We start from the raw sequence: 23,563 nt of genomic DNA on the forward strand, positions 1-23,563 counted from the left end.
TTTGATTTAAAGGAGAATAGACAATGAAAAAACTAACTAAATCAAATAAAAAAATAAAAAATAAGCAAAGCGAGTATTCAGTTAGGAGACTTATTAATGCATCAAAATCTAACACAGAAGATATATTAAAGGAATATGGAAACACTTCTGAAGGTTATGATGAATTAATGGCTGAAAAAATGAGAGAAAAATATGGTGAAAATGTTATATCACACCAAAAAGAAAATTCATTAATAAAAAGAATTTTTAAGTCTTTTATAAATCCTTTTACTTTAATACTAATCTTTTTGGCAATCATGTCTTTTATCATGGATGTTTTGATGGCCAGCCCTGGAGAACAAGATTATACTGCAGTCGTAATTGTGCTTACAATGGTTGCAATTAGTGGAATATTGAGGTTTGTACAAGAAACAAGATCTAATAATTCTGCAAAGGAACTTGCCTCTATGGTTGAGACTACAACTGCTATTGAAAGAAAAGGTAAAGGAAAAATAGAACTTCCTCTTGAAGAAGTTGTGATTGGAGACATTATTCATTTAGCTGCAGGAGATATGATTCCCGCTGATGTAAGAATTATCTCATCAAAAGATTTATTTTTAAGTCAATCATCATTAACTGGTGAAAGTGAACCTATTGAAAAGTTTGTTGAAGATGATCACATAGCAATAGATGAAAAAACATTATTTGACATTAAAAATTTAGCTTTTATGGGTAGTACAGTAGAAAGTGGTACTGCCAAATGTATTGTCATTGCAGTTGGTAATGAAACTAATTTTGGATCAATGGCAGAAAATGTTTCAGTTAAAAAAGAGAAAACAAGTTTTGATAAAGGAATTAACTCTGTTTCATGGGTACTTATTCGTTTCATGGCAGTTATGGTTCCAGTTATATTTTTTATCAATGGATTTACTAAAGGTGATTGGTTAGAAGCACTTTTATTCGGAATTTCAATTGCTGTGGGACTAACTCCTGAAATGCTACCAATGATAGTTACAACTAACCTTGCAAAAGGTGCTGTTAAAATGGCAAAGAATAATGTCATTGTAAAGAGCCTCAATACAATACAAAATTTTGGTGCAATGGATGTATTATGTACTGATAAAACAGGCACATTAACCCAAGATAAAGTTGTTTTAGAACTTTATTTAGATATCCATGGTAATGAAGATGATAGAATTTTAAGACATGCCTTTTTAAATAGCTATTATCAAACGGGTCTTAAAAATCTCATGGATGCAGCTATATTAGATCATGTTGGTGAAGAAGAAATAAGTCCATTAACAACAAAATATGCTAAAGTTGATGAAATACCATTTGACTTTAATCGTCGACGTATGAGTATTGTTATTCAAGATAAAAGTGGAAAAACTCAGATGATAACAAAAGGGGCAGTTGAAGAAATGTTAGATATTTCTTCAGTTGTTGAATATAAAGATAAAATAGAACCATTAACTGATGAAATAAGAAATGAAATTTTGGATACTGTAACAGAACTAAATAATAAGGGAATGAGAGTTATCGCTGTAGCTCAAAAAAATCACCCATCTGAAGTAGGTGTTTTTTCAGTTGCTGATGAATCTGAAATGTGTTTAATGGGATATCTTGCATTTTTAGATCCTCCTAAAGAAAGTGCAAAAGAAGCACTAAAAGCTTTAAAAGACCATGGGGTAGATGTTAAAATTTTAAGTGGTGATAATGAAGCAGTTACTAAATCTGTCTGTATTCAAGTAGGAATAGAACATCCAAATGTTATAAGTGGTATTGATCTTGAAAAGATGAATGATGAAGAAGTCTCTTTTGTTGCTAAAAATAATAATATTTTTGCTAAGCTTTCACCAAATCAGAAAACCATGTTGGTTTCACATTTACGTGAACAAAATCATGTAGTCGGATTTTTAGGAGATGGAATAAATGATGCAGGAGCAATTAATGAATCTGATGTAGGAATTTCTGTTGATACTGCAGTTGATATATCTAAAGAATCAGCAGATATTATATTACTTAAAAAAGATTTAATGATATTAGAAGAAGGTGTTATTGAAGGTAGAAGAACCTTTGGAAATATAATTAAGTATATTAAGATGACTGCAAGCTCAAACTTTGGTAATATGTTCTCAGTGTTAGTAGCTAGTATATTCCTACCATTCTTGCCTATGCTTCCTTTGCAACTATTAATGTTAAATCTAATATATGATATTTCTTGTGTTTCTTTACCTTGGGATAGAGTAGATGAAGAATATCTCGAAAAACCAAGAAAATGGGATGCATCATCAATAGGAAAATTCATGCTATACATTGGACCAACAAGCTCAGTTTTCGATCTTACTACATATGCATTGATGTTTTTCATCATTTGTCCAGCTGTTTTAGGTGGAAATTATGGAGCTGCAGGTGTTAGCTCTGTTGCATTTATGGCATTATTTAATGCAGGATGGTTTGTAGAATCTTTATGGTCCCAGACCCTTGTTATTCATGCATTAAGAACTCCAAAACTACCATTCATAGAAAGTAGAGCATCATTAAAAGTAATATTAGTAACAAGTTTAGGTATTGCTGTAGGAACAATTTTGCCATTTACCGGTGTTGGAGCAGTTTTAGGTATGCTTCCACTTCCATGGTTTTATTTCCCTTGGTTAATAGCTACAATGGTTGGCTATATGGTTTTAGCTACTTTGATGAAAAAAGTATTTATTAAGAAATTTGGAGAACTCCATTAAAAAACTTATTTTTTATTTTTTTTAAATTTATTATATTTTATTATTTTTTTAAATTCATTTAAAAATCTTTTAAATTATAAATTTATAAAAATTATTTATAAAATTCCAATTTTTAAATATAATAATTTTGCAATGATAAATGATTTAATCGAAACAAAAGAATAGATTAATATCAATTAGAAATTAGGGAATAAATAAAAATTTAATAAAAATCTAAAATTATAGATTAAAATAAATTTAAAATAAAAAATATGGTTAATAAAAAATATTAAAAAATGAGTGTTATAAATGTCCTTAAATTATTTGTTCAAACCTTTCTGCATCAACTTTACAGATTGGACATTTATTTGGAGGTTTTGGTCTGCTACATAAGTATCCACAGGCTTTACATCTCCATACAGGAAATTCTAATTTTAATGAAGAGATATCTTTTTTGTTTGAGGATTCATCTATTTCTTTTTTCTTTTCTAATTCTTTTAATCTTCTATCTGGAATTGAACTCAACTTTTTTTTACCGTCTAAAACTTCTTGGGTAACATAAAGTGCACAAAAGCATGCTCCATAATCATTTAAATCAGCATCTCTGTAATCACAAGGACATATTAAATCAAGATCCTTGTCTTTTTCTCCTGATGCTAATCTACAAGGACAAGCACCATAACCATATCTTTCAATGTTAACATCAATGTTTTCAAGTAACATTTCAACAAATTCCACATCCTCATTGATATTATAACCAGAAGATTCTGCTTCTTTTTTAAAATTATCATAAGCTTGACCCATTTAAATCCCTCTTTAAAACTATAAATATAATTCTTATTGTATCTGACTAGTTAGCTAACTAATATCATAATATGACTTAATGATTAAGTATTTAATATCATTATCTAATATTTTTATTAATTAGTATTTGAGACAGTTATTAGTATTTAATATTAACTATTTAATATTTCATATTAATTATTTAATTTAAATATAAATTTATAATTTTTCAGTTATATTAAATAGTTTTATACAAAATACTAATATTTTAATTTTATAATAATTTATATTCTTTAACTTAGCTTTGACTTAATTTTATCTTCTTCAAATCCAATAATAACGTCAGAATTATCTATTACTAATGTTGGAAATGAAATATCGGGATTATATTCTTTTAGAGCATTAACTACTTCTTCTCTTTCATCGCCAGATGTTAAATCAACATATATATAGTCATATTCGACTCCAAGATCTTCAATTAACATTCTAGTTTTTTTACACCAACCACAAGTACTTAAAGCAAATAAAACAATATTTCCTTTTTTTTCTCCTTCAACATGTTCTAAATCCATTTTATAACTTCCTTTTTATTAAATTTTCATTAAATTTTTATTTAATTATTTTTCATATATATTTACTAATTAAATTTTTAATAATTTATTATTTAATAATATATTTATTATTTATATTATATTAATTTATTCTATTATTTCATTAATTATTATTTCATTGATTAATATTTTATTATTAATTGAATAATAGCTATTTAAACTAATAATTAAAAGAATATAATAATTAAAAGAATATGCTACTTTTTAAAAGTCATCTTTAGCTATTCTAATTGCACAGTACTCTCCACACATAGAGCACATATTTTCTTCTTCTACAGGATAATTTTCCCTATATTTTTCGCATTTATCTCTATCAAATGCAAGCTCAAATTGTTTATTCCAATCAAATGTTTTTCTAGCTATTGCCATTTCTTTTTCTTTTTCCCATGCAGAATCCAATCCTTTTGCAACATCTGCTGCTTGAGCTGCTATTTTAGAAGCAATAACTCCTTCTTTCACATCTTCAAGATTTGGAATTGAAAGATGTTCTGCAGGTGTGACATAACATAAGAAATTAGCTCCAGACTGTGCAGCTATTGCTCCTCCTATAGCAGAGGTAATATGATCGTATCCTGGGGCTAAATCAGTTACAATTGGTCCAAGAACATAAAATGGTGCACCATGACATAAAGTTTTTTGTATTTGCATATTAGATGCTATTTGGTTCATTGGGACATGTCCAGGACCTTCTACCATAGTTTGAACTGATGCATCTTGCGCTTTTTTTACCAAAGTCCCAAGATTTACTAATTCTTGGATTTGTGAAATATCTGTTGCATCTTGAAGACAACCTGGACGCAAACCATCACCTAAACTTAATGTAATATCATATTCGTATGCTATTTCTAAAATATATTCATAATTATCATATAATGGATTTTCTTTATCATTGTGTAGTATCCAAGAGGCTAAAAAGGTCCCTCCTCTACTTACAATCCCCATGGTTCTTTTTGCATTTGATAATTTATTCACAAGGTCCCTATTTATACCACAATGGAGAGTCATAAAGTCAATACCCTCTTTTGCTTGATTTTCAATAGCCTTAAACATATCTTCTTCATTCATACTTGTTATAGGCTCGCCTCTTCTTTGCGTAGCTACACCTGCTTCATATATGGGTACTGTACCTATTGGGGCATTTATCTCATCTATAATTTTTTCTCTAAATTCATTAAGATTTGGTCCAGTACTCAAGTCCATTACTGCATCTGCACCATAGTGTACTGCTGTTTTAGCTTTTTCAATTTCAAGAGGTAAATTTTCCATTTTGGATGATGAACCGATGTTTGCATTAATCTTTGTTTTTAAACCATCACCAATCCCACAGGGAGATGTTTCTCTGTTGATATTTTTTGGTATGACAATTTTACCTGCGGCAATCATTTTTCTAATTTTTTCAGGAGAGATTTTCTCTTTTTTAGCTACAATTTTAACTTCTTTGGTTATGTTGCCTTTTCTTGCTTCTGTCACTTGAGTCAATTTAAATACCTCTTTTGATTTTATCAATTTATTCTGCTTTTATTAATATTTTGTTATTATTATTTTATTTTATATCTTAATTACTATTTTTATTCTTAATTACTACTTTTATTCTTAATTACTATTTTTATTATTATTTTTATCAGTATTTTTCATATTTATTTTATTTGGGCTGTTTTTATTATATTTATTATTCTTATTATCTTTATTATTCTTATTTTTTATATTTTTCATTTTTAATATAATAATTTAATATATTAGTAAAAACATAGTAATTATCATGATTGAAGATTTATGTGCAAAAGATATAATGTTGACAGATATTATAGTTTCATCTCCAAATGATTTGGTAGCTGCTGCCAAACTTAAAATGGTTAGGGCAAATATTGGAGCTGTCCCTATTGTTGAAAATGATGAACTTGTGGGCCTAATAACTCATAGGGATGTTTTACTCGCAGGTAGCGAAGCTATGGGAATTAAAGTTAAAGATTTAATGAGTAAAAATCTATCTACAGTATCTGAATCAGTGAATATCAAAGAAATAAGTAGTATAATGGCTGAAACTGGATATCAACGAATTCCTGTTGTTGAAAATAAAAAATTAATTGGTTTGATTACTCAAAGCTGTATAATAAGGGCTGTTGCAGACAATATAGATAAAAAATAAATTTATGTATTAATTATTTAAATTAATGGTTTAGGTGATTTAGGATTCTTTTTAGGTTTCATCCCTCCAATATCATTTAATCTTAATTCTAAAAAGTATTTTCCTTTATCTGTTGCAGCATAAATTGGGATTGATTCTCCTACTTTTTTAATTGATGTTTTATCACCAATATCTCTAATATCTTTGGAAGCACATGCAGTTATAACATCACAATATTCAAATAATTTTTCACAACCCTCTCTTTCTATTCCTGTATTATGAACACTAAATATGTATATATTTATGTCTTCATTATTTTTTTTGTAATAGTTTTCTAATTTTCTTATAGCTTCTCCATCATCAGGGTTAGCTATAGTAACTGCAATATTTTTATTCCCTTGGGATTTAGCTAGTTTAATTCCTTCAATTTGATCTATCAAAGCGGTTTCAGGATCAAGAACGTTTTTTTCTCCTACTTTTTTAACTACTTCTGGTATAGGACTGGTTTTAGATAAACCCGATACACGCCCTCCAATTCCTTGAGCCATTTCTCCAGTTTCGACAATAACAGTTCCACAACCTTCACAAACCATAATTGCGGAATCTATGATATTTTGATTTAAAAGGGTGGATATGGTTTCAGAAATTCCAAAAGATAAAAAATCTTTCATCTTGACTTCACGGTTTTTTGAACACATTCCAAAATCAGCAATTCTAAATTCCATATTTTTTCTTATAGATTCTTTATCTAGTCTTTCAATTCCTCTATGTTTATGGAATAGGGGACAATATTCGACTTTTGGATTTTCTACTTTAATTACTTTACCATCTTTTATAGTAACTTTAGATCTCCCCATTGCTTCTACAATATGTTCATCCATTTGAAACACCTTTTTTATAATATTATTTTTCATTTTCTATAATTTTATATTTTTTTTATTTCTGTATATTAATTTTATTAATTTAATGTTTTTTTGTTGCAATATTCTATTTTTTATATTTTATTATTTATTTTTAAATAACCTATTTTCTATATATTTATTTACTATCATTGTAGCTATTAATCCACCAAATATTCCAATAATTGCCCCAAACAAAATATCAAATGGATAATGAACTCCAATATAAATTCTTGAGAAACAAACTAAAATTCCTATTGGAAATAAAATCCAAGCTAATTTAAATGATTTTTCTTTTATTTTCAGTTTCCAATTAAGTCCAAATGCGGTAGCAAATGCAAATATGTTTCCCGAATGTCCTGATGGAAATGAATATGGGTCATTTTCTATTATTAATAGATTTACATATTTTAATGATATGAAGGGTCTTGGCTCATTAATAGATATTTTTAATATAAATATTATTGTAGTAGTGATTATTAAAGCAATTAAACCAATAATTGCTATTCTTTTTATTTTTACATTATTCTTTAAAATACCATAAATAAGGAGTATTGTCACAATTGTAAAAACAATAGTGCTGCTCCCTAAATTTGTTATAATTGGCATTAAAAAATTAAAAAAATTATTTTTTAAATTATGATTAATAAAATAGAAAATTGCTATGTTTATTTCTATTAAATAATCGTAAATAAACTCTATAATTTAATCAACCCATTACTTTTTATAATTAATCTTTATTTATAATTAATCTTTATTTTTATAAATTTTTTATAAATTTTTATTATAATTTTTAAATAACTCATTAAATAATCTATTAAATAATCTATTAAATATTTTATTAACTAATTTTATTAACTATTTTTTAAAAATATTCTATCCTTTGTGTATATAACAATTTTTTTATTATTATTTATTCTTACTATTTTTCTTTATTAATATTATTATCAAAATATGTTAATATCTATTTTAATATTTTCAAAATATTTTAATTAAGTATTAATTTTACTAATGAAAGTATTACTAAACTATAATAAAAAAATGAGGAACACCAATAAAGGTGCCCTCATTTTAGGGTTTTTAAACCACAGATTGATTTAAAGGGTGTTTTTAAAATTTTGAAAACCAATAATTTTCATAATATGAAATTATGATTTTCCAATCTTGTAGTATTTTTGTGTCTGTTTTCATCAGGAGAGATCAAATCTCTAATTTTAATTCGATTTATGATTAGCTTTTTTATATGAGGTAATATAAGGAGGTTAGTGGCTAATTAATCTATCAATTAATCAGAGCTATTCATTAATCTACTAATAAAGTTTAATTAGAGGTATTGAACCATATCTCCATCATCTGAATTTGGTTTAACTTTTTCCATAGCTTTGTTAAAGTATTTCATACTAACTTCTTTAGCTTCAATATCATCTCTCAATGTTAACATAGCTGCTTCACGACATACTGCTTCAATATCTGCCCCAACATAATCTTCAGTTTCTCTAGCTAGTTTTTTAAGATCAACATCTTTTGCAAGTGGCATTTCTGCACTGTGAACTTTAAATATTGCAAGACGCCCTTCTTCATTAGGGTTATCTACTTTAATATGCCTATCAAATCTTCCAGGTCTCATTAATCCAGGATCTATAATATCTGGCCTATTTGTTGCTGCAATAATTGCCACATCTTGTAATTCTTCCATACCATCTATTTCAGTAAGTAATTGATTAACAACTCTTTGGGTTACTCCAGAATCTCCACTAGAATCTCCTCTTGTACTTGCAATAGAATCAATTTCATCAAAGAATATAACTGTAGGTGCAGTTTGCCTTGCTTTTCTAAATACTTCTCTTACTCCTTTTTCAGATTCTCCTACCCATTTGGATAATAATTCTGGTCCTTTAACTGCTATAAAATTAGCTTCACTTTCATTAGCTACTGCTTTAGCAAGTAATGTTTTACCAGTACCTGGAGAACCAAATAATAATGTTCCTTTAGGAGGTTTAACTCCAAATTTTTCAAAGTTTTCTGGATATTTTAGTGGCCATTCAACAGCTTCTTGTAATTCTTGTTTAGCATTTTCAAGCCCTCCAATATCATCCCATCCAATATCAGGGATTTGAACTAAAACTTCTCTAAGCGCAGACGGTTGAATTTCTTTAAGGGCCTCTTTGAAATCATCTTTTTTAACAATTATCTTTTTCAATGTTTCTTTAGGTATTTCTTCATCGCCTTTTATTTCAGGTAAAATTCTTCTTACTACTCTCATAGCTGCTTCTTTACACAGGGATTCAAGATCTGCTCCTACAAATCCATGAGTAGTATCTGCTATTTCATCTAAGTCAACATCTTCATCTAATGGCATTCCTCTTGTGTGAATTTCCATTACTTCTTTCCTTTCCTCACTATCAGGAACACCAATCTCAATTTCTCTATCAAATCTTCCCGGTCTACGTAATGCTTGATCTAAAGAATCGGGCCTGTTTGTTGCTCCGATAACTACGACTTGGCCTCTTGATTTAAGCCCATCCATTAATGTAAGTAATTGAGCAACGGTTCTTCTTTCAACTTCTCCTTGAGTTTCTTCTCTTTTTGGAGCTATTGCATCTAATTCATCTATAAATATAATTGATGGGGAATTTTCTTCAGCTTCTTCAAAAAATTCTCTAAGATTTTCTTCAGAACCTCCAACATACTTACTCATTATTTCTGGACCATTAATAAGAATAAAATGCGCATCACTTTCGCTAGCTACTGCCTTAGCTAATAAAGTTTTACCAGTACCTGGAGGACCATGCATTAAAACTCCTTTTGGTGGTGCAATTCCTAATCTTTCAAAGAGTTCTGGTCTTTTAAGAGGAATTTCAATCATTTCTCTTACTTTCTTAACTTCTTCTTTGAGTCCACCGATGTCTTCATAACTAACATCAATAACATTTTTTATCCCTTCAACCTTAGAAAGGTCTACTGGTTCTGTTTGAACTTCTACTGAAGTATTAGGGCCAACATTTACAATTCCTGATGGGCTTGTAGAAACAACTGCTAATTTTATTTCCCCTAATGGAGCAACATCCATCATTTCTCTGAACATATCATCAATTAAACTTCCACCCATTCCGGATTGAGGTACACGTTGTTGTCTTACTCCTGTGACAATAATATCTCCTTGTGTCATAACCTGATTAGCAAAAGCAGATCTTACATCTCCTCTAATACTTATTTGATGTTCTACTGGAGCTAAAACGATTTTTTTAGCTTCTTTAACTTCAGCTTTTCTAACAACAATCTCTTCACCAATAGATGCGCCTGAATTTTTTCTCAATATTCCATCAATCCTAATGACACCTAACCCAATGTCACTTTGTGATGAAACAACTTTTGCAGCTGTGATTTTATTTGCTTGAATTTCAATTATATCTCCATCAAGAAGATCTAATTTTTCCATGCATGCAGGATCAATCCTTGCAATCCCTCTTCCTACATCGCTTTGTGCAATTGCCTCTGCGACTTTAAGATTTATTTCTTTTCTTTCCATTTTTAAAAACTCCCTTTTTTTTTAAAAAATTTATGAAAAATAAATTATGATATTTATAATATAATTTTTGATATACATTTTAAAATTTACACATTTTAAAATTTCGACATATTTAAAATTTTAATATTTAAAAAGCTTTTTAATATAATTTTTAGCATTTTTAATATATTTTTAGTATTTTTTTAAGGTATATTATGTTAAAGTATCTTTTTGTAACAATAATATATAAGTTAAATATTTTATTAAACAATTAAAGCTATTTAAGCATTAATTTTTAATTTATATCTATTATAAAATTAAGAATAATTAAAATAATAATTTTTAAATTTATTTAATGTAAAATAACTATTTATTTTATTATTAGTATTCATTTCACACTAAAAATCTTTTAGTAAGTTTTTGTTACTATAATAAAGTTGTCTTTAATACTATATAAATGTTTCGGTATTTTCAAATAAAATTCTTATTAATTATCCTTATTATTTTTATAAAATTTCCCACATTTTCATGATTTTTACATTGTTATTAATCTTTAATTTAAAAATAAAGCTATCTAATCATAAATTAATTTAATATAACGCTTTATAAAATTCTAAAAATAATAATCTTAAAAATAAGCCTATCAATTTTAATTTATTTATAATTTTAATTTATCTATTTTTAATATTATTTTAAAATACTTCTCAAAGTAGAATATATTATTTAAAATTAGTTTGCATCATCTAAAATAAGCTATATAATTTAAAGAATAGGGTATTTTTATTCTTAAAATAGTTTATATTATCTAAAAATAGTATATTTTTTATTATAATATTCTTTATTATAATTTTTTATATTTAATTTTTAATAGTTTAATAAATAATAAATATTAGTTTATCTTATAATTCCACCAAAACCTTCTAAGATATTCTTAACAGATTCAAATGTAGATTTATTGAATGTGACAATTTCTAATGTAATGCTTATATTTCCTTTAGATATTTGATGTCCAGTATAAATATCTGCAACTTTAATATTAATTATATCATCTACACTTTTTTTTATAGTTTCTATAATAATATCTGGGTTGGAATTTTTTGGAAATATGCAACTAACTGAATGTTTTTTAGTGGTTTGATTTTTCATTTTCCAATTTAGCAAATCATCATAGTCTAAAATTTTTATGTTAGCTATTTTAAGTTTTTTTTGCTTTTTCCCAGTATTTAAAGATATAAAATCAGGATTGACTTCTTTCAATATACCAATATGAACTTCTTCCGAATAAATATGTTGTAATGCAATTTCTTTTCCAATAGAGTTTTTAAGAACTGTAATTTCATGATTTTGAGAATCAATCGCTTTATCACTTCTACCAAGTGCAGACTGGATATCATCTAAATTTTTTGTAGCTTCAATAGCTATTTTTACAAAATTTTCTTTATCTTGTTTGGTTAAAACTTCTTTTAATTCTATCACAGAATCTGCAAAGGTTTGCCTTACTTTTTCTCCATTCTGATTTTCTAGTTGAATAGAATAAGTAAGAAATGGATTCTGAGAAACAATCCTGGAGATCATATCAACCATAAGATTATAAATAGGGCTTGCAAATTTTCTTGTTTCTTTTATATTTATTCCGAGTTTCTTTATTGCCGAAGCTGTTGAAATATATGAAAAATGAGTCAAAACTTGAACAACAGCCATCATATCATCATGCTCTTCTGGACTTGCTTCAATTATTCTGACTTTTTTATCATTTAAAAATTTGAGAACTTTCGGATACCATATTCCTTTCTTTTGTTCATTAGAAATAGGGGTCAAAACAACTACTTGCCCATCTAAATTAGTTGTTCTAGGTCCAAAAACAGGATGAGTTGGTATAAATTCAACATCCTTATTTAAAAGTTTTTTCATTAAATTACTAGGTTCAACTTTAACAGAAGTTACATCCAGAACTAAAGATCCTTTTTTCACTGACTTTGCTATCTCTTTGATAACATTTTTTGTGGTAGATATTGGCACAGAAATTATAACAACATCTGATGTAGAAGCTACTTTTTTATTATCATTTGAGTAATTTACCTCTAGCTCTTCACTAACTTTATTTCCATTAGCTACATCTCGTCCAGTGATTGTTACATCAAATCCTTCTTTGCTTAATATAGTAGCTAAAGTCTTTCCAAGACCTCTTGTTCCACCAATAATTCCAATTTTCATTTTATCTAATCTTGATTATTTAATTTTATCATTATCCTTATCATTATCATTATAATTATTATTATTATAATTATTTTTATAATTATTATTTTTAATATTTCCCTATCTATATTTTTCTTGGAATTCTTTTGGGTTTATCCTTTTATATGCTTTTTCTGCAATGAATCCGCCTATAAATCCTAAAATTCCTGCAAGTATACATGTTACTAAAAATCCTATAATAAAATTTGGAAAATCAAAACCAATATTTTCTGCTATATATGAAGGTATATTTGGAACCAAAATTAAACCTATGAAGAAATTTAATATTGCAAATATTAATGCAGCTGTAACTCCTATAATGTAACTTTTACTTTCTTTTTTAACCATGTATGTGGCTATAAATCCTATAAAAGCTATTACAAAAATATTGTCAAATAATAGTGTTAATATAGTTCCAAGAATTAAACTAATAATTATTGAACTAGTTTCTCCAAATTCCATTTACAATGGCTCCTTTATTAAATAATTCTTTAAATTAACATATAATTTAAAATAATAAACATAAATATAATTATTATTATTATTATTTATCATCTGTATTATCATTACAATTATTTTTACTAATAATTAATTTTGCTATATTTATTAATAATATAGAATAAATAATGATTTTATATGTTTATTATTAACTAATAACTTATTGTTTTCATATATTTTAATTTTTACTGTTAATTATCATGAAGTTTTCATATTACTATTAACTATTATATGAAGTTTTGATATTTTGAATAATTAAAATATTTAAAATAATCACATATTTTAATTTTTATTCTAAATAATCTATTATTTCATTAGATATTATTATTAGTATTTAGATATATATAATATTCATAAGAATTATCATAAGATTTAATTTATTAAAGAAAATTTATATAGAATTATCTAAAAAATAAGTGGCTAAAATGAGAATAACATATCAGGATACAAAAAAAGGCATTATTGATTTGGTTCCAGAAACTCTTGACGATCTTTGGCATATCTCACATATAATAGAAGAAGGAGATATTTTATCTTCTAAAACAACTCGTAGAATACAAGATAGTACGGGGGATAAATTAAGAAGTGATCGAGGAATTAAAAAAACTTTTTTCATCGGAATTGAAGTTGATTCAATTAATTTTCACCTATTCACTGGTAAATTACGGGCTACTGGTTCTATAGTAACTGGCCCAGAAGAATTTGTTCCTTTAGGTTCTCATCATACTTTAGAAGTTAAATTAAATTATCCTATTAAAATTGAAAAGAAACATTGGTCAAAATATATTTTAAACAGAATTAAACAAGCTGTTGAGGCATCAAAAAAACTTTCAGCAATAATAATTTCTATTGAAGATGATGTCGCTGATTTTGGCTTAGTACGTCAATTCGGAATAGAATATTATGGTCCTATTATAGGTAATGTATCTGGAAAAAGAATTATTGATAAGAATAGACTTAAAAATTTCGATGAATTTTATAAAAAAATATCTGAATCTTTATTAAAATTTGATAATATTCAAAATATAATCATATCTGGACCAGGGTTTACAAAAAATAGTTTTCATGATTTTTTAGAAAATAAATATCCTGATTTAGCTGAAAAATCTATAATTGAAAATACGGGCTCTGGTGGAAGAGTAGGTATAAATGAAATTTTAAAAAAGGGTTTAGTTGAAAAATTAAATTCTGAAAATAGGATTGCAAAAGAAATAGCTTCTATTAATAATATTTTGGCGGAAATATCAAAATCCGCAGGTAATGTTGCATATGGTAAAGATGAAACTATAGCTGCAGTTAATGCGGGTGCTGTTAAAGAATTATTAATTTTGGATAAATTTGTAAGAATTGAAGAATTAGAAAAAGTCATGGACTTAGCTGAAAATATGGGCGGAAATATCCTAGTAGTTAGTAGTGAACATGATGGTGGAAAACAATTAGAATCTTTGGGGGGCTTAGCTGCTCTTTTAAGATATCCTATAAAATAATTTCTGATTTTTTTACATATGTTAGATAATTTATTTAATTAATTAATTTTTATTTAATTAATTAATTTTACATTTATTTATACTTCTTTTTAGTTATTTGTACTATTTTTTAGTTATTTATGCTATTATTTAGGTTACTTATAATATTCTATTAGACTTATTTATTCTATTTTTTAGATTTATTAAAGTTTTCATGGTTTAAGTGACTTTCAACAATTAATTTTATTTGTTTTTTATAAGATTATTATTACTGATTACTAATAATATATTAATGTTTCAGAATTTATTAAAAAGAGTTATATATTAGTAAAATCTTATTAAATTTTGATTATAAGTTATAACAAATTATATATTTTAATTTTGGAATTATTAATTGGATTTGTCTATATCTAAATTTGTTTTAAATCTATTTCTAGATTTATTAATTGGGATGAAATGAATAAAAACAAAAAAAAGATAAATATACTAGTTAATCCTTCCAAAATTATAATTTAAAAACATAAAAACCAAGGGATTAATCAAATGAATTATCAATATATTTTAATACCATTTATATTGTCATTAATTTTAACGCTTGTTCTGACAATAGTTTTCAGATTTTTAGGTAAAATGGGTTATTTAGGTAATCTTTATGTAAATAATGTTCGTGGGGGAACTCCTAGGGCTTTAGGAATAGTCCCATTCGTATTGCTCAGCTTTTATTTTCCTTCAGGTTTCAATAATTTAATCCTTATAATAGGGATATTTGCTCTTGTTGATGATTTAATCGGAAGGAAGAAAATTGGAAATCTCGGTGTTGAATGGGGACAATTATCTCGAGGTATTGGGATGTTGGCTGTAATGGTAGTTGGATATCCCCTTTTAGGCTTCTCATCTATTTTAGTAGCATTGATGGTTCAACCGATTAACATTTCGGATATGCAACCTGGTTCCACTTCTATAGTTGTAATTATGATGAGTATTTTTACAATTCTTGCCATGATTATTTTGGATGTAGGGTCTATTGTAGCAATACCGGGATATTTTGCATTTTATGCTCCTTTAGTCTTACTTGTCATTTGTATTGGGTATTCTCCTTTGGATTTCGCTGGAAAAATAATGTTGGGAGAAGTCGGAAATCATTCTTTTGCTGTAGCATTAGGGATATGTTTTTATATGTTAGGAGGATTTTTGTGGACTCTTGTATTATTTATTGCAACAACAGTACTAATTGCATTAATTAGAAGAAACAATTTGAAAAAATTCTTTGCAAGAAAATTAAATATTAAAAATCCAACTTTTGGAGATTATTTCATGGATGTTTTAACTGGTGGGGGAATGGGTGATTCTTTAAGAAGATTAATATTGCATAAAAAACAATATGATATTAAAAACCCATTTTTGATAGCATTAGGATTTAGAAGGCTTTTTTACAATCCATTTGCACATAAAACTCTTTATAGTTATGATAAATATCAATCTGTTAATGGTCTAGAAAAAAAATAATTATATAATTTATATTTTAAATAATTTTTTCATTAATTAAATAATTTTAATTTAATTTTCTATTATTTTTTATTTATATATAACATGAAAGCAAGATATTAATCTAATATAATATAAAAATTAATTTAATTTTTAAGAACAATATATAAGATTTTCATATATATTTTATAATTTTATTATATTTTGTAATATAAAATATATTAAATAATTTTTATTATAGTTAAATAATTTTTTTATTTTTATTTATTTAAATTAATTAATTTTAGGTTTATTTATTTAAATTAGTTATTAATAATAAATTATAATAAAAATAATAAAGAAAGGTTAAAATAAAGACAGGTATAAATTATTTATTTTATCTTACGAAGGTAGATTTTATGAAAGATATTTTTGATGTAATAAATAGTCGTAGAAGTATAAGGTCCTATAAAAAAGAACAATTAAAAGATACAGAAATTGAAAAAATAATAAACGCAGGGCTTATGGCACCAACTGCAAGAGGAGAACAGCCATGGTATTTTACAATTGTTCAAAATCAAGATTTACTAAAAGAGATGAATGATGTTGCAATTAGAAATATGGCTTCTTCTGGAGATAAATTTCTAGAATCAGTAGCTAAAAGCGGAAGGAATATACTTCATAATGCACCTACAGTTATAATAATTTCAGGAAAAGAATCTGCTAGTGATATTAAAGCTGATTGTAGTGCTGCTATTGAAAATATTCTTCTTTCAGCTGAAGGCTTAGATATAGGGTCCTGTTGGATTGGTTTAATTAAAGCATATTTCCAAGATTCGGAGAGTTCAGATAAACTTAAAATTCCTAATGGATATGTACCATTATATGGTGTTACTTTAGGATATAAAGATATTCAAAGGCAAGAAATTCCAAATCGAAATGAAAATGTGATTAAATGGATTAAATAACTTTTTAATTAATTTTTTAATATTTAAAATTATTCAATTATTTTAAAATTAGGACTTTTTATTTTAATATTTTAAGTGAAATGATATTATGAAGGCTTTGTTGGTTATTACTGGTAGAGGAATGGGGGGAGATGCAGTTAATGCATTAAATATTACTCGTGCCTTAGAAAAAAAAGGAATTCAATGTGAAATTGCTCTTGATAGTAAAGCACCAGGTTTACTTTTTAAAAATAATGGTTATACTTGGCATAAAGTTAGTGTTCCTCAAGCAGGAGGTCATGCAGCTACAAAAACAGCTACTGCTAAAGCAGGTTTTAAAACAATAAAGGCAGCACTTGAAACAAGGTCTTTGATAAAAAAACTTAAAATAGATGTAGTTGTGGGGATTATTGGTGGTGGTGCTGTTGTAGGTTGCATAGCTGCTAAATTAGCAAATGTTCCTGCTGTTGGTATTATTGATACTCCAACAGATACAAAAATATGCACAAAATTAAACACGTGTATTGTTCTTCCCGAAGCTCAACTATTTAGGGCTGAAAATATCCCTAAAAATGTTTTTAAATCTTTTTTCCCATTAACTCCAGGCCTTACAAAAGGGGATAAAACTAATGCATTAAAAGAAATAAAAAAATCAATTAAAGAAAATAATAGGAATTATATCAATGCATTTGATGAGGATAAACCAAGTATATTATTTTCTTCAGGATCTTCTTTATTTGAAATGATGGCTAAAGCTATATCTAATGCAAGTAATTTAGAAATATCTGACCTCTCTGAAAGATATAATTTATTAATGGTTGGAATTCCTTTAGAAGATGAATTTTTAGATTTGATTGAGAATAATAATGTTATTAATCTTGGTTATATCAACTGGATAAGAGATCTTTATGAACTAATAGATTTAGCTGTTTTAACTGATGATGGTGTTATGATTCAAGAAGCTATGGCTTGTGAATTACCTGCTATAGCTTTAACTAGGGTTAAATATGGTAGATATCATAACATGGCAGGAATTTTCCCAGGGGCTGTAATTGAGTCTGACATTGATAATTTGAATAATAATATTGAAAAAGCATTAGCTGATCTTGAAGAAATTAAAATTAAATCAAAACAATATAGTAAAGAGGTTCTCTCGGCTGGCGATAAAATTGCAGAAATAGTTATTAATGAAGCTAATAAAAATAAAAAATAATATTATTTTTATTTAATCTTTATAATAGTATATTTTTATAATAGTATATTTTCATGATATTATAATTTCATCTAATAAAAAGAACTTTTATTAGTAGTTTATTTATTTTTCAATGATTCATAGCATGGTATACATACTCTTTCTTTTCCATATTTTTTTAATCTATGTTCGCTAGTCAACTCTCCACATTTATCACAAACTATTGATTTATAAATATTAGCTTTTTCAGGAATATCTATTTTAACTTCTTCTATAGAAAATATTTCATCATCTGGCATATTTATTATATAATTGCAAATTTCTGATGTTACTTTGGATAGCAATTTTTTTTCTTCATTATTTATACTACTGTTTCTCTCTTTTTCTTTTAAACTACCAAATTCTGGATTTATTTTCATAGGATTAAAAGATTCTTTCATTGATAATCTAATTGCCTTATTTTCTTTTCTATTTATTATGGTATAAACTCCTTTCCCATAATCATTAAATATTAAATTTCCTTTTCCAAAAGTACAACTTAAAACTACTTGAATAGAATCTACAGCACAACTATCATTTTCCACGATTGCTACTATTTCTTCATCTTCAGAGGGATTAATATTTAATTTTTCAGCAGCTATTTTTGCAGCTTTATATCCAATTGCTGAGCCTGGACATTCATGTCCATGAAACTTTGTAACATCTTCAAATTTTTTTATCATTTAATCTCATTCCTATTTTATTATACATTAATTTATAAAAAATAGTTCATTATAAAAAATTTATTATAATTATTTAATCAAAAAAATTTATTATAATCTAATTTATTATAATCTAATTTATTATAAGCTAATTTATTATAAGCTAATTTATTGTATTTATAGATGTCTTAAATGTATTTCATAATATGGAAAAATACATCTGTTGAAGGATGTACTTCAATAAAATCATCGAAATTAGTTATATTTTCTCCTATTCTCATTAAATAGGATAAATAAGCAATATCACTTATTGAAGAAGGTGAAATCGCCGTAATTGATTTTAATAATTCATTTTTTTCATTGAATGAAGCTTTTGTCATTCCAGTTTCTTTTCCTAATACTTTCCAAAAAGATTCTGGTCCAGCAGATCCTGGAATTAATATATCCTTGGTTTTATCATTAATATCGTTGGTTTTTTTTGAAGTTCTGACAAAACTTATGGGCATATCCAAATTTATTGATTGTGGGATACAATTATACTCAATTTTACTTGAGTATCCTGCCATGTTCCTAGCTGCTATGATTCCTTCCATCCTTGCTATTGGTGTTAAATTAATTCCTCCTATAACATCTCCTGCGGCATAAACATTTTTTCTTTTTGTTTGCATCATTTTATTTACTTTTATTGCTCCTTTTTTATCAAATTCGCCCGATTTTAATATATTTTTAGCAATTTTTGAATTTGGAGATCTTCCAGTAGCTATGAATGCAATACCTTCAATTTCACTAATCTCTCCCCCATGTGTTTTGTTTTTAATGATTGTCTTTTCACGTTTTATTTCTAATGTTTCAGTATTTTCATGAATTTTAACATTTTTAAGCATTTTTTTTATTATGTATTCTTTAACCTCAGCATCCAATTCTTTCAAAAATTCAGATCTAGCTATTATGTTAACTTCACTACCTAATGAGGAGTATATATTTGAAACTTCCGCTGCTATTATGCTACCTCCTATAATATTTAGCTTCTCAGGAATTTTTTTGAGTTTTAAAATGTCTTTGTTATTGATACTATGTTCAATACCTTTAATGTTTGGGTTAAATGGGTTTGCACCAGTTGCAATAAGTAAATTTTTGTAATCTAAACTTTCACCATTAACAACTACTTGATTATTTATAATTTCTGCTTCTCCATAAATAATATGATTATTTTGGGAAGTGTTTTCCTCATGATCAATTTTATGGATTATTTTTTGTGTTTCTTTAATCTTTTTTACAATTTCGCTATAGGAAATCTCAATATTTCCTTTTATTAATCCTAAATTTTCATAAGTATGGGAATTATTTAAAAATCTAGCGATATCTGTTAATGCACATATAACCATACATCCTTCATTTAAACATGTACCTCCAAGACTTTTTTTCTCAATTAATATAGTTTCTTCCCCTAGTCTGCCAAGTTCTAAACCAGCTAATCGCCCTGAAGGTCCGGCCCCTATTACAATATTTTTCATAATATTTTTCCTTGTTTTCTTTTAATAATATTGTATATACTTCCTATTGTTGTTAGTTATATTATTCTATTTATTATTTACAATATTATAATTTACTTTTTAATTTTTAATATCCATTTTTATCATTTTTTATATTTGATTTTGTTATAAAATTACATAATTTTATATAATTTGAAATTCAATATTTTTATTAAAATATTTGTATTTTTATATGATTAATGATAATAAGTATATTTAATTTTTTTCTAAGATTATTTCATTTGATAGATATTTGATTAGGAAAAAGTTCATAATAATAAATAAATTATATAAATATAATTTTTATCAGTATTAATATAATAACTGTTACTTAAAATTTACTGTTTACTTACAGATTATAAAAGAGAGGTATATTATGTGTATTGCAGCACCAGCACAAATTGTTGAGATAAGAGCAGAAGAAAAAATTGGTTTTGTTGATTTTGGTGGAGTTAAACAACAAGTAAAACTAGATCTTGTTGATGAGATTGAAGAAGGGAAATATGTTCTTGTTCATGCAGGTTATGCTATTGAAGTTTTAGATGATCAAGCAGCTAAAGAATCTTTAGAAGCATGGGATGAACTTTTAGAGATTCTTGATGAAGAAGATAATGAACTTAAGGCTTTAGTGGATAAATAGATATTTATCTCTATTATATCATTCCTTTTTCAGATTATTCGTTTTATTTATTTTTGATCTTATTACTTTTTTATTTTAATTTTTTATCAAAATTTTTTCATCTTATGGCTTTTATTTTTTTCTTGTTTTTTAATTTAGAATATTTCTTTTTCGCTTAGTTATTTTTTCTATTTTTTATTTTTTTCTATTCTTTTAATTTTTAATGTTTATTACTTAATATTCTTATAATTTAAAAGAATTTAAATAAAATAAAAAACATAATATAATTTGTTTAATTATGGAATAATGCTATATAAAGAAGGGGTTAGATGTTTAAATATAGATGTAAGATATGTAACTATTTTTATGACGAATCAAGAGAAGAAAAACCTTTTAAAAAAATTCCTAATTCTTGGAAGTGTCCTATTTGTAATGCAAATAAGGGCATGTTTATTGAAATAAAAGATAAAAAAACTAAAAATAAAAAATCTGATAAAGATAATAAAATAAAAGATGAGTTTGGAACAGATGATGTTTCATTTAAAACGGCCTCTGATGTAATGGTTGAACAAATGGTCGCTTGGGGAGTTAAACATGTTTTTGGAATTCCTGGTACCTCTTCTTTAGGTATTGTTGAAGCAATTCGTAAAAATGGGGATATTGAATATTTTCAAGTTCGTCATGAACAGACTGCTGCTATGATGGCTTCTGCTCATGGTAAATTAACAGGTAATATTGCAGCTTGTCTTACAATTGCAGGCCCTGGGGCAACAAATTTAGCTACTGGGCTTTATGATGCAAAACTTGATAAGGCACCTGTTTTAGCAATAACTGGGTATGTTCAAAGAGATCTTATTGGGACAAAAGCATTCCAGGAGATTAATCAACACGAATTTTTTGAGCCAATTTCTGTTTTTAATAAAACTATAACTCATCCTGATGAGGTAATTCGTTTAACTACTTTAGCTATTCGTCATGCACTAATAGAAAAGGGTGTTTCCCATATTTCAATTTCTGCAGATATTCAAAAAGAAAGATGTGATGATGAAATAATCGATATGGAAGGTAGAATAGCTATGTTATCTACTACTGCTCCTCAAAACTTAATCGAAGATGCAGTTGATATGATAAACAGTTCAAAACGTCCCGTTATTGTTGCAGGAGGAGGAGCCCTAGAAAATAAAGAAGAAATTAAAGAACTTTCTCAAAAAATTTCTGCTCCAATTGTAACCTCATTTAGGGGTAAATGTGTAGTTGATGATAATTATGATTTACATGCTGGTGGACATGGTGGAATTGGGACTATAACTTCTACTAAACTTACTAATACTTCTGATTTGCTTATAATAATTGGTTGTTCTTGTTCAAATAATACTAATCTTCCGAATAGGCCTTCAATACAAATTGATATTGATCCTCTAGTAATTGGTAAAAAACATCCTATTAGTCTAAATATTATTGGTAATATCACTGAAGTTATTCCAGAAATACTTAAAAAAGTCGAAAAATCAAATAAAAATGATTATGTTGAAGAAATTTCTTCTTTAAAAAAACAATGGGACAATGTTTTGGAAAAAGAAGAGGATCCGACAAAATTTCCTCTCAAATTCCCTTTCATAATGAAAGAATTATCTAATTATGTTGATGATGATGCTATAATAGCTATTGATGTTGGTGAAAATGGTTGGAGAGTTGGGAGAAATTTTCCAATGAAAAATACTCAAGAACTTGTTATGTCTGGTTATTTGGCTACTATGGGATTTGGCCTTCCTGCAGCCCTATCTGCACAGATAATTAATCCTAAAAAAGAAGTTATATGTATATCTGGTGATGGAGGATTTGCTATGGTAATGGGTGATTTTTTAACAGCTGTTAAATATAGATTGCCTGTTAAGGTATTTATCTTTAATAATCACGAGCTTGGTATGATAATGACTGAACAAGAAAATGAAAATTATGTTAATTGGAATACTGATTTATATAATTGTGATTTTGCAGAATTTGCAGAAAGTTGTGGGGGCATTGGGCTTAAGGCTGGTACCTACCAAGAACTTAAAATGGCTATAGAAACAGCTTTTGCTGTTGATGAACCAGTTATTGTTGATATTGAAACAGATCCTATTAGTTAAGATTAATCTGAATAGAGATTTTAATTATAATGCTTTTAAATATAAAAAGATATTTTTAAAACTTTTTATATTACAAAAAGTTTATTAATTTAGAAAATTAATGAATATTTAATAATATTTAATAATATTTAATAATATTTAATAATATTTAATAATAT

Annotated in this window: 18 protein-coding genes; 8 read left to right on the forward strand and 10 right to left on the reverse strand. The window is 26.5% G+C overall.

Translation table 11 applies throughout. From position 1 onward, the window contains the following. The first annotated feature begins 23 nt into the window (after window positions 1–23). Window positions 24–2,717 carry a magnesium-translocating P-type ATPase gene (mgtA, locus tag Q0087_RS01755; protein WP_297897848.1) on the forward strand — a complete coding sequence of 898 codons (2,694 nt, stop codon included), beginning with the start codon at window positions 24–26 and terminating at the stop codon, window positions 2,715–2,717. Between the two features lie 294 nt (window positions 2,718–3,011). On the opposite strand, the gene Q0087_RS01760 is transcribed toward mgtA, so the two are convergent. From Q0087_RS01760 to thiC, 3 genes are all read right to left on the reverse strand, one after another. Next, window positions 3,012–3,500, reverse strand: coding sequence for a ferredoxin-thioredoxin reductase catalytic domain-containing protein (locus Q0087_RS01760; RefSeq protein ID WP_297897850.1), 489 nt, complete (start codon window positions 3,498–3,500; stop codon window positions 3,012–3,014). 272 nt (window positions 3,501–3,772) lie between these two features. Next, window positions 3,773–4,051 carry a glutaredoxin family protein gene (locus Q0087_RS01765; RefSeq protein ID WP_297897853.1) on the reverse strand — a complete coding sequence of 93 codons (279 nt, stop codon included), beginning with the start codon at window positions 4,049–4,051 and terminating at the stop codon, window positions 3,773–3,775. Window positions 4,052–4,294: 243 nt separating this feature from the next. Then, window positions 4,295–5,569: a phosphomethylpyrimidine synthase gene (gene thiC / locus Q0087_RS01770; RefSeq protein WP_297897856.1), complete on the reverse strand. Its 1,275-nt coding sequence runs from the start codon at window positions 5,567–5,569 to the stop codon at window positions 4,295–4,297. A gap of 280 nt (window positions 5,570–5,849) precedes the next feature. Here thiC and Q0087_RS01775 point away from each other — a divergent pair, with 280 nt between their 5' ends. Continuing rightward, window positions 5,850–6,236: a CBS domain-containing protein gene (locus tag Q0087_RS01775; RefSeq protein ID WP_297897859.1), complete on the forward strand. Its 387-nt coding sequence runs from the start codon at window positions 5,850–5,852 to the stop codon at window positions 6,234–6,236. A 17-nt stretch (window positions 6,237–6,253) separates the two neighbouring features. Here Q0087_RS01775 and Q0087_RS01780 read toward each other — a convergent pair whose 3' ends face one another. From Q0087_RS01780 to Q0087_RS01800, 5 genes are all read right to left on the reverse strand, one after another. Continuing rightward, window positions 6,254–7,096, reverse strand: coding sequence for a methanogenesis marker 8 protein (locus Q0087_RS01780; RefSeq protein WP_297897861.1), 843 nt, complete (start codon window positions 7,094–7,096; stop codon window positions 6,254–6,256). Window positions 7,097–7,219: 123 nt separating this feature from the next. After that, the gene (locus Q0087_RS01785) at window positions 7,220–7,723 is read right to left on the reverse strand and encodes a phosphatase PAP2 family protein (RefSeq protein WP_297897863.1); all 504 of its coding nucleotides are present in this window, start codon (window positions 7,721–7,723) and stop codon (window positions 7,220–7,222) included. Window positions 7,724–8,438: 715 nt separating this feature from the next. After that, window positions 8,439–10,643 carry a CDC48 family AAA ATPase gene (locus Q0087_RS01790; protein WP_297897865.1) on the reverse strand — a complete coding sequence of 735 codons (2,205 nt, stop codon included), beginning with the start codon at window positions 10,641–10,643 and terminating at the stop codon, window positions 8,439–8,441. 873 nt (window positions 10,644–11,516) lie between these two features. Beyond that, complete coding sequence (locus Q0087_RS01795) at window positions 11,517–12,836, reverse strand: prephenate dehydrogenase (protein ID WP_297897866.1); 1,320 nt, start codon at window positions 12,834–12,836, stop codon at window positions 11,517–11,519. A 102-nt stretch (window positions 12,837–12,938) separates the two neighbouring features. Further along, the gene (locus Q0087_RS01800; RefSeq protein ID WP_297897867.1) at window positions 12,939–13,319 is read right to left on the reverse strand and encodes a hypothetical protein; all 381 of its coding nucleotides are present in this window, start codon (window positions 13,317–13,319) and stop codon (window positions 12,939–12,941) included. A 461-nt stretch (window positions 13,320–13,780) separates the two neighbouring features. Here Q0087_RS01800 and Q0087_RS01805 point away from each other — a divergent pair, with 461 nt between their 5' ends. The 4 genes from Q0087_RS01805 (at window position 13,781) to Q0087_RS01820 (ending at window position 18,445) form a co-directional block, all read left to right on the forward strand. Then, window positions 13,781–14,842: an mRNA surveillance protein pelota gene (locus tag Q0087_RS01805; protein ID WP_297897868.1), complete on the forward strand. Its 1,062-nt coding sequence runs from the start codon at window positions 13,781–13,783 to the stop codon at window positions 14,840–14,842. Between the two features lie 522 nt (window positions 14,843–15,364). Then, window positions 15,365–16,327, forward strand: a complete 963-nt coding sequence (locus Q0087_RS01810) for a cell wall biosynthesis protein (protein WP_297897869.1) — start codon at window positions 15,365–15,367, stop codon at window positions 16,325–16,327. Between the two features lie 377 nt (window positions 16,328–16,704). Next, complete coding sequence (locus tag Q0087_RS01815; protein WP_297897871.1) at window positions 16,705–17,253, forward strand: nitroreductase family protein; 549 nt, start codon at window positions 16,705–16,707, stop codon at window positions 17,251–17,253. Between the two features lie 88 nt (window positions 17,254–17,341). Continuing rightward, window positions 17,342–18,445: a glycosyltransferase gene (locus Q0087_RS01820; protein ID WP_297897873.1), complete on the forward strand. Its 1,104-nt coding sequence runs from the start codon at window positions 17,342–17,344 to the stop codon at window positions 18,443–18,445. A gap of 98 nt (window positions 18,446–18,543) precedes the next feature. Here the strand turns inward: Q0087_RS01820 and Q0087_RS01825 are convergent, their stop codons facing one another. Both Q0087_RS01825 and Q0087_RS01830 read right to left on the reverse strand, forming a co-directional pair. Further along, a complete protein-coding gene (locus Q0087_RS01825) occupies window positions 18,544–19,146 on the reverse strand; it encodes an FmdE family protein (protein ID WP_297897875.1) in 603 nt (200 codons plus the stop codon). Window positions 19,147–19,313: 167 nt separating this feature from the next. Beyond that, window positions 19,314–20,639 carry an NAD(P)/FAD-dependent oxidoreductase gene (locus Q0087_RS01830; protein ID WP_297897877.1) on the reverse strand — a complete coding sequence of 442 codons (1,326 nt, stop codon included), beginning with the start codon at window positions 20,637–20,639 and terminating at the stop codon, window positions 19,314–19,316. Window positions 20,640–21,033: 394 nt separating this feature from the next. On the opposite strand from Q0087_RS01830, the gene Q0087_RS01835 reads away from it, so the two are divergent. After that, window positions 21,034–21,297 carry a HypC/HybG/HupF family hydrogenase formation chaperone gene (locus Q0087_RS01835; protein WP_297897879.1) on the forward strand — a complete coding sequence of 88 codons (264 nt, stop codon included), beginning with the start codon at window positions 21,034–21,036 and terminating at the stop codon, window positions 21,295–21,297. Between the two features lie 308 nt (window positions 21,298–21,605). Further along, the gene (locus tag Q0087_RS01840; protein ID WP_297897881.1) at window positions 21,606–23,405 is read left to right on the forward strand and encodes a thiamine pyrophosphate-dependent enzyme; all 1,800 of its coding nucleotides are present in this window, start codon (window positions 21,606–21,608) and stop codon (window positions 23,403–23,405) included. The last annotated feature ends 158 nt before the right edge of the window (window positions 23,406–23,563 follow it).

This window comes from uncultured Methanobrevibacter sp., from assembly GCF_937881195.1.
In the GTDB taxonomy this organism is placed as follows: Archaea; Methanobacteriota; Methanobacteria; order Methanobacteriales; family Methanobacteriaceae; genus Methanobinarius.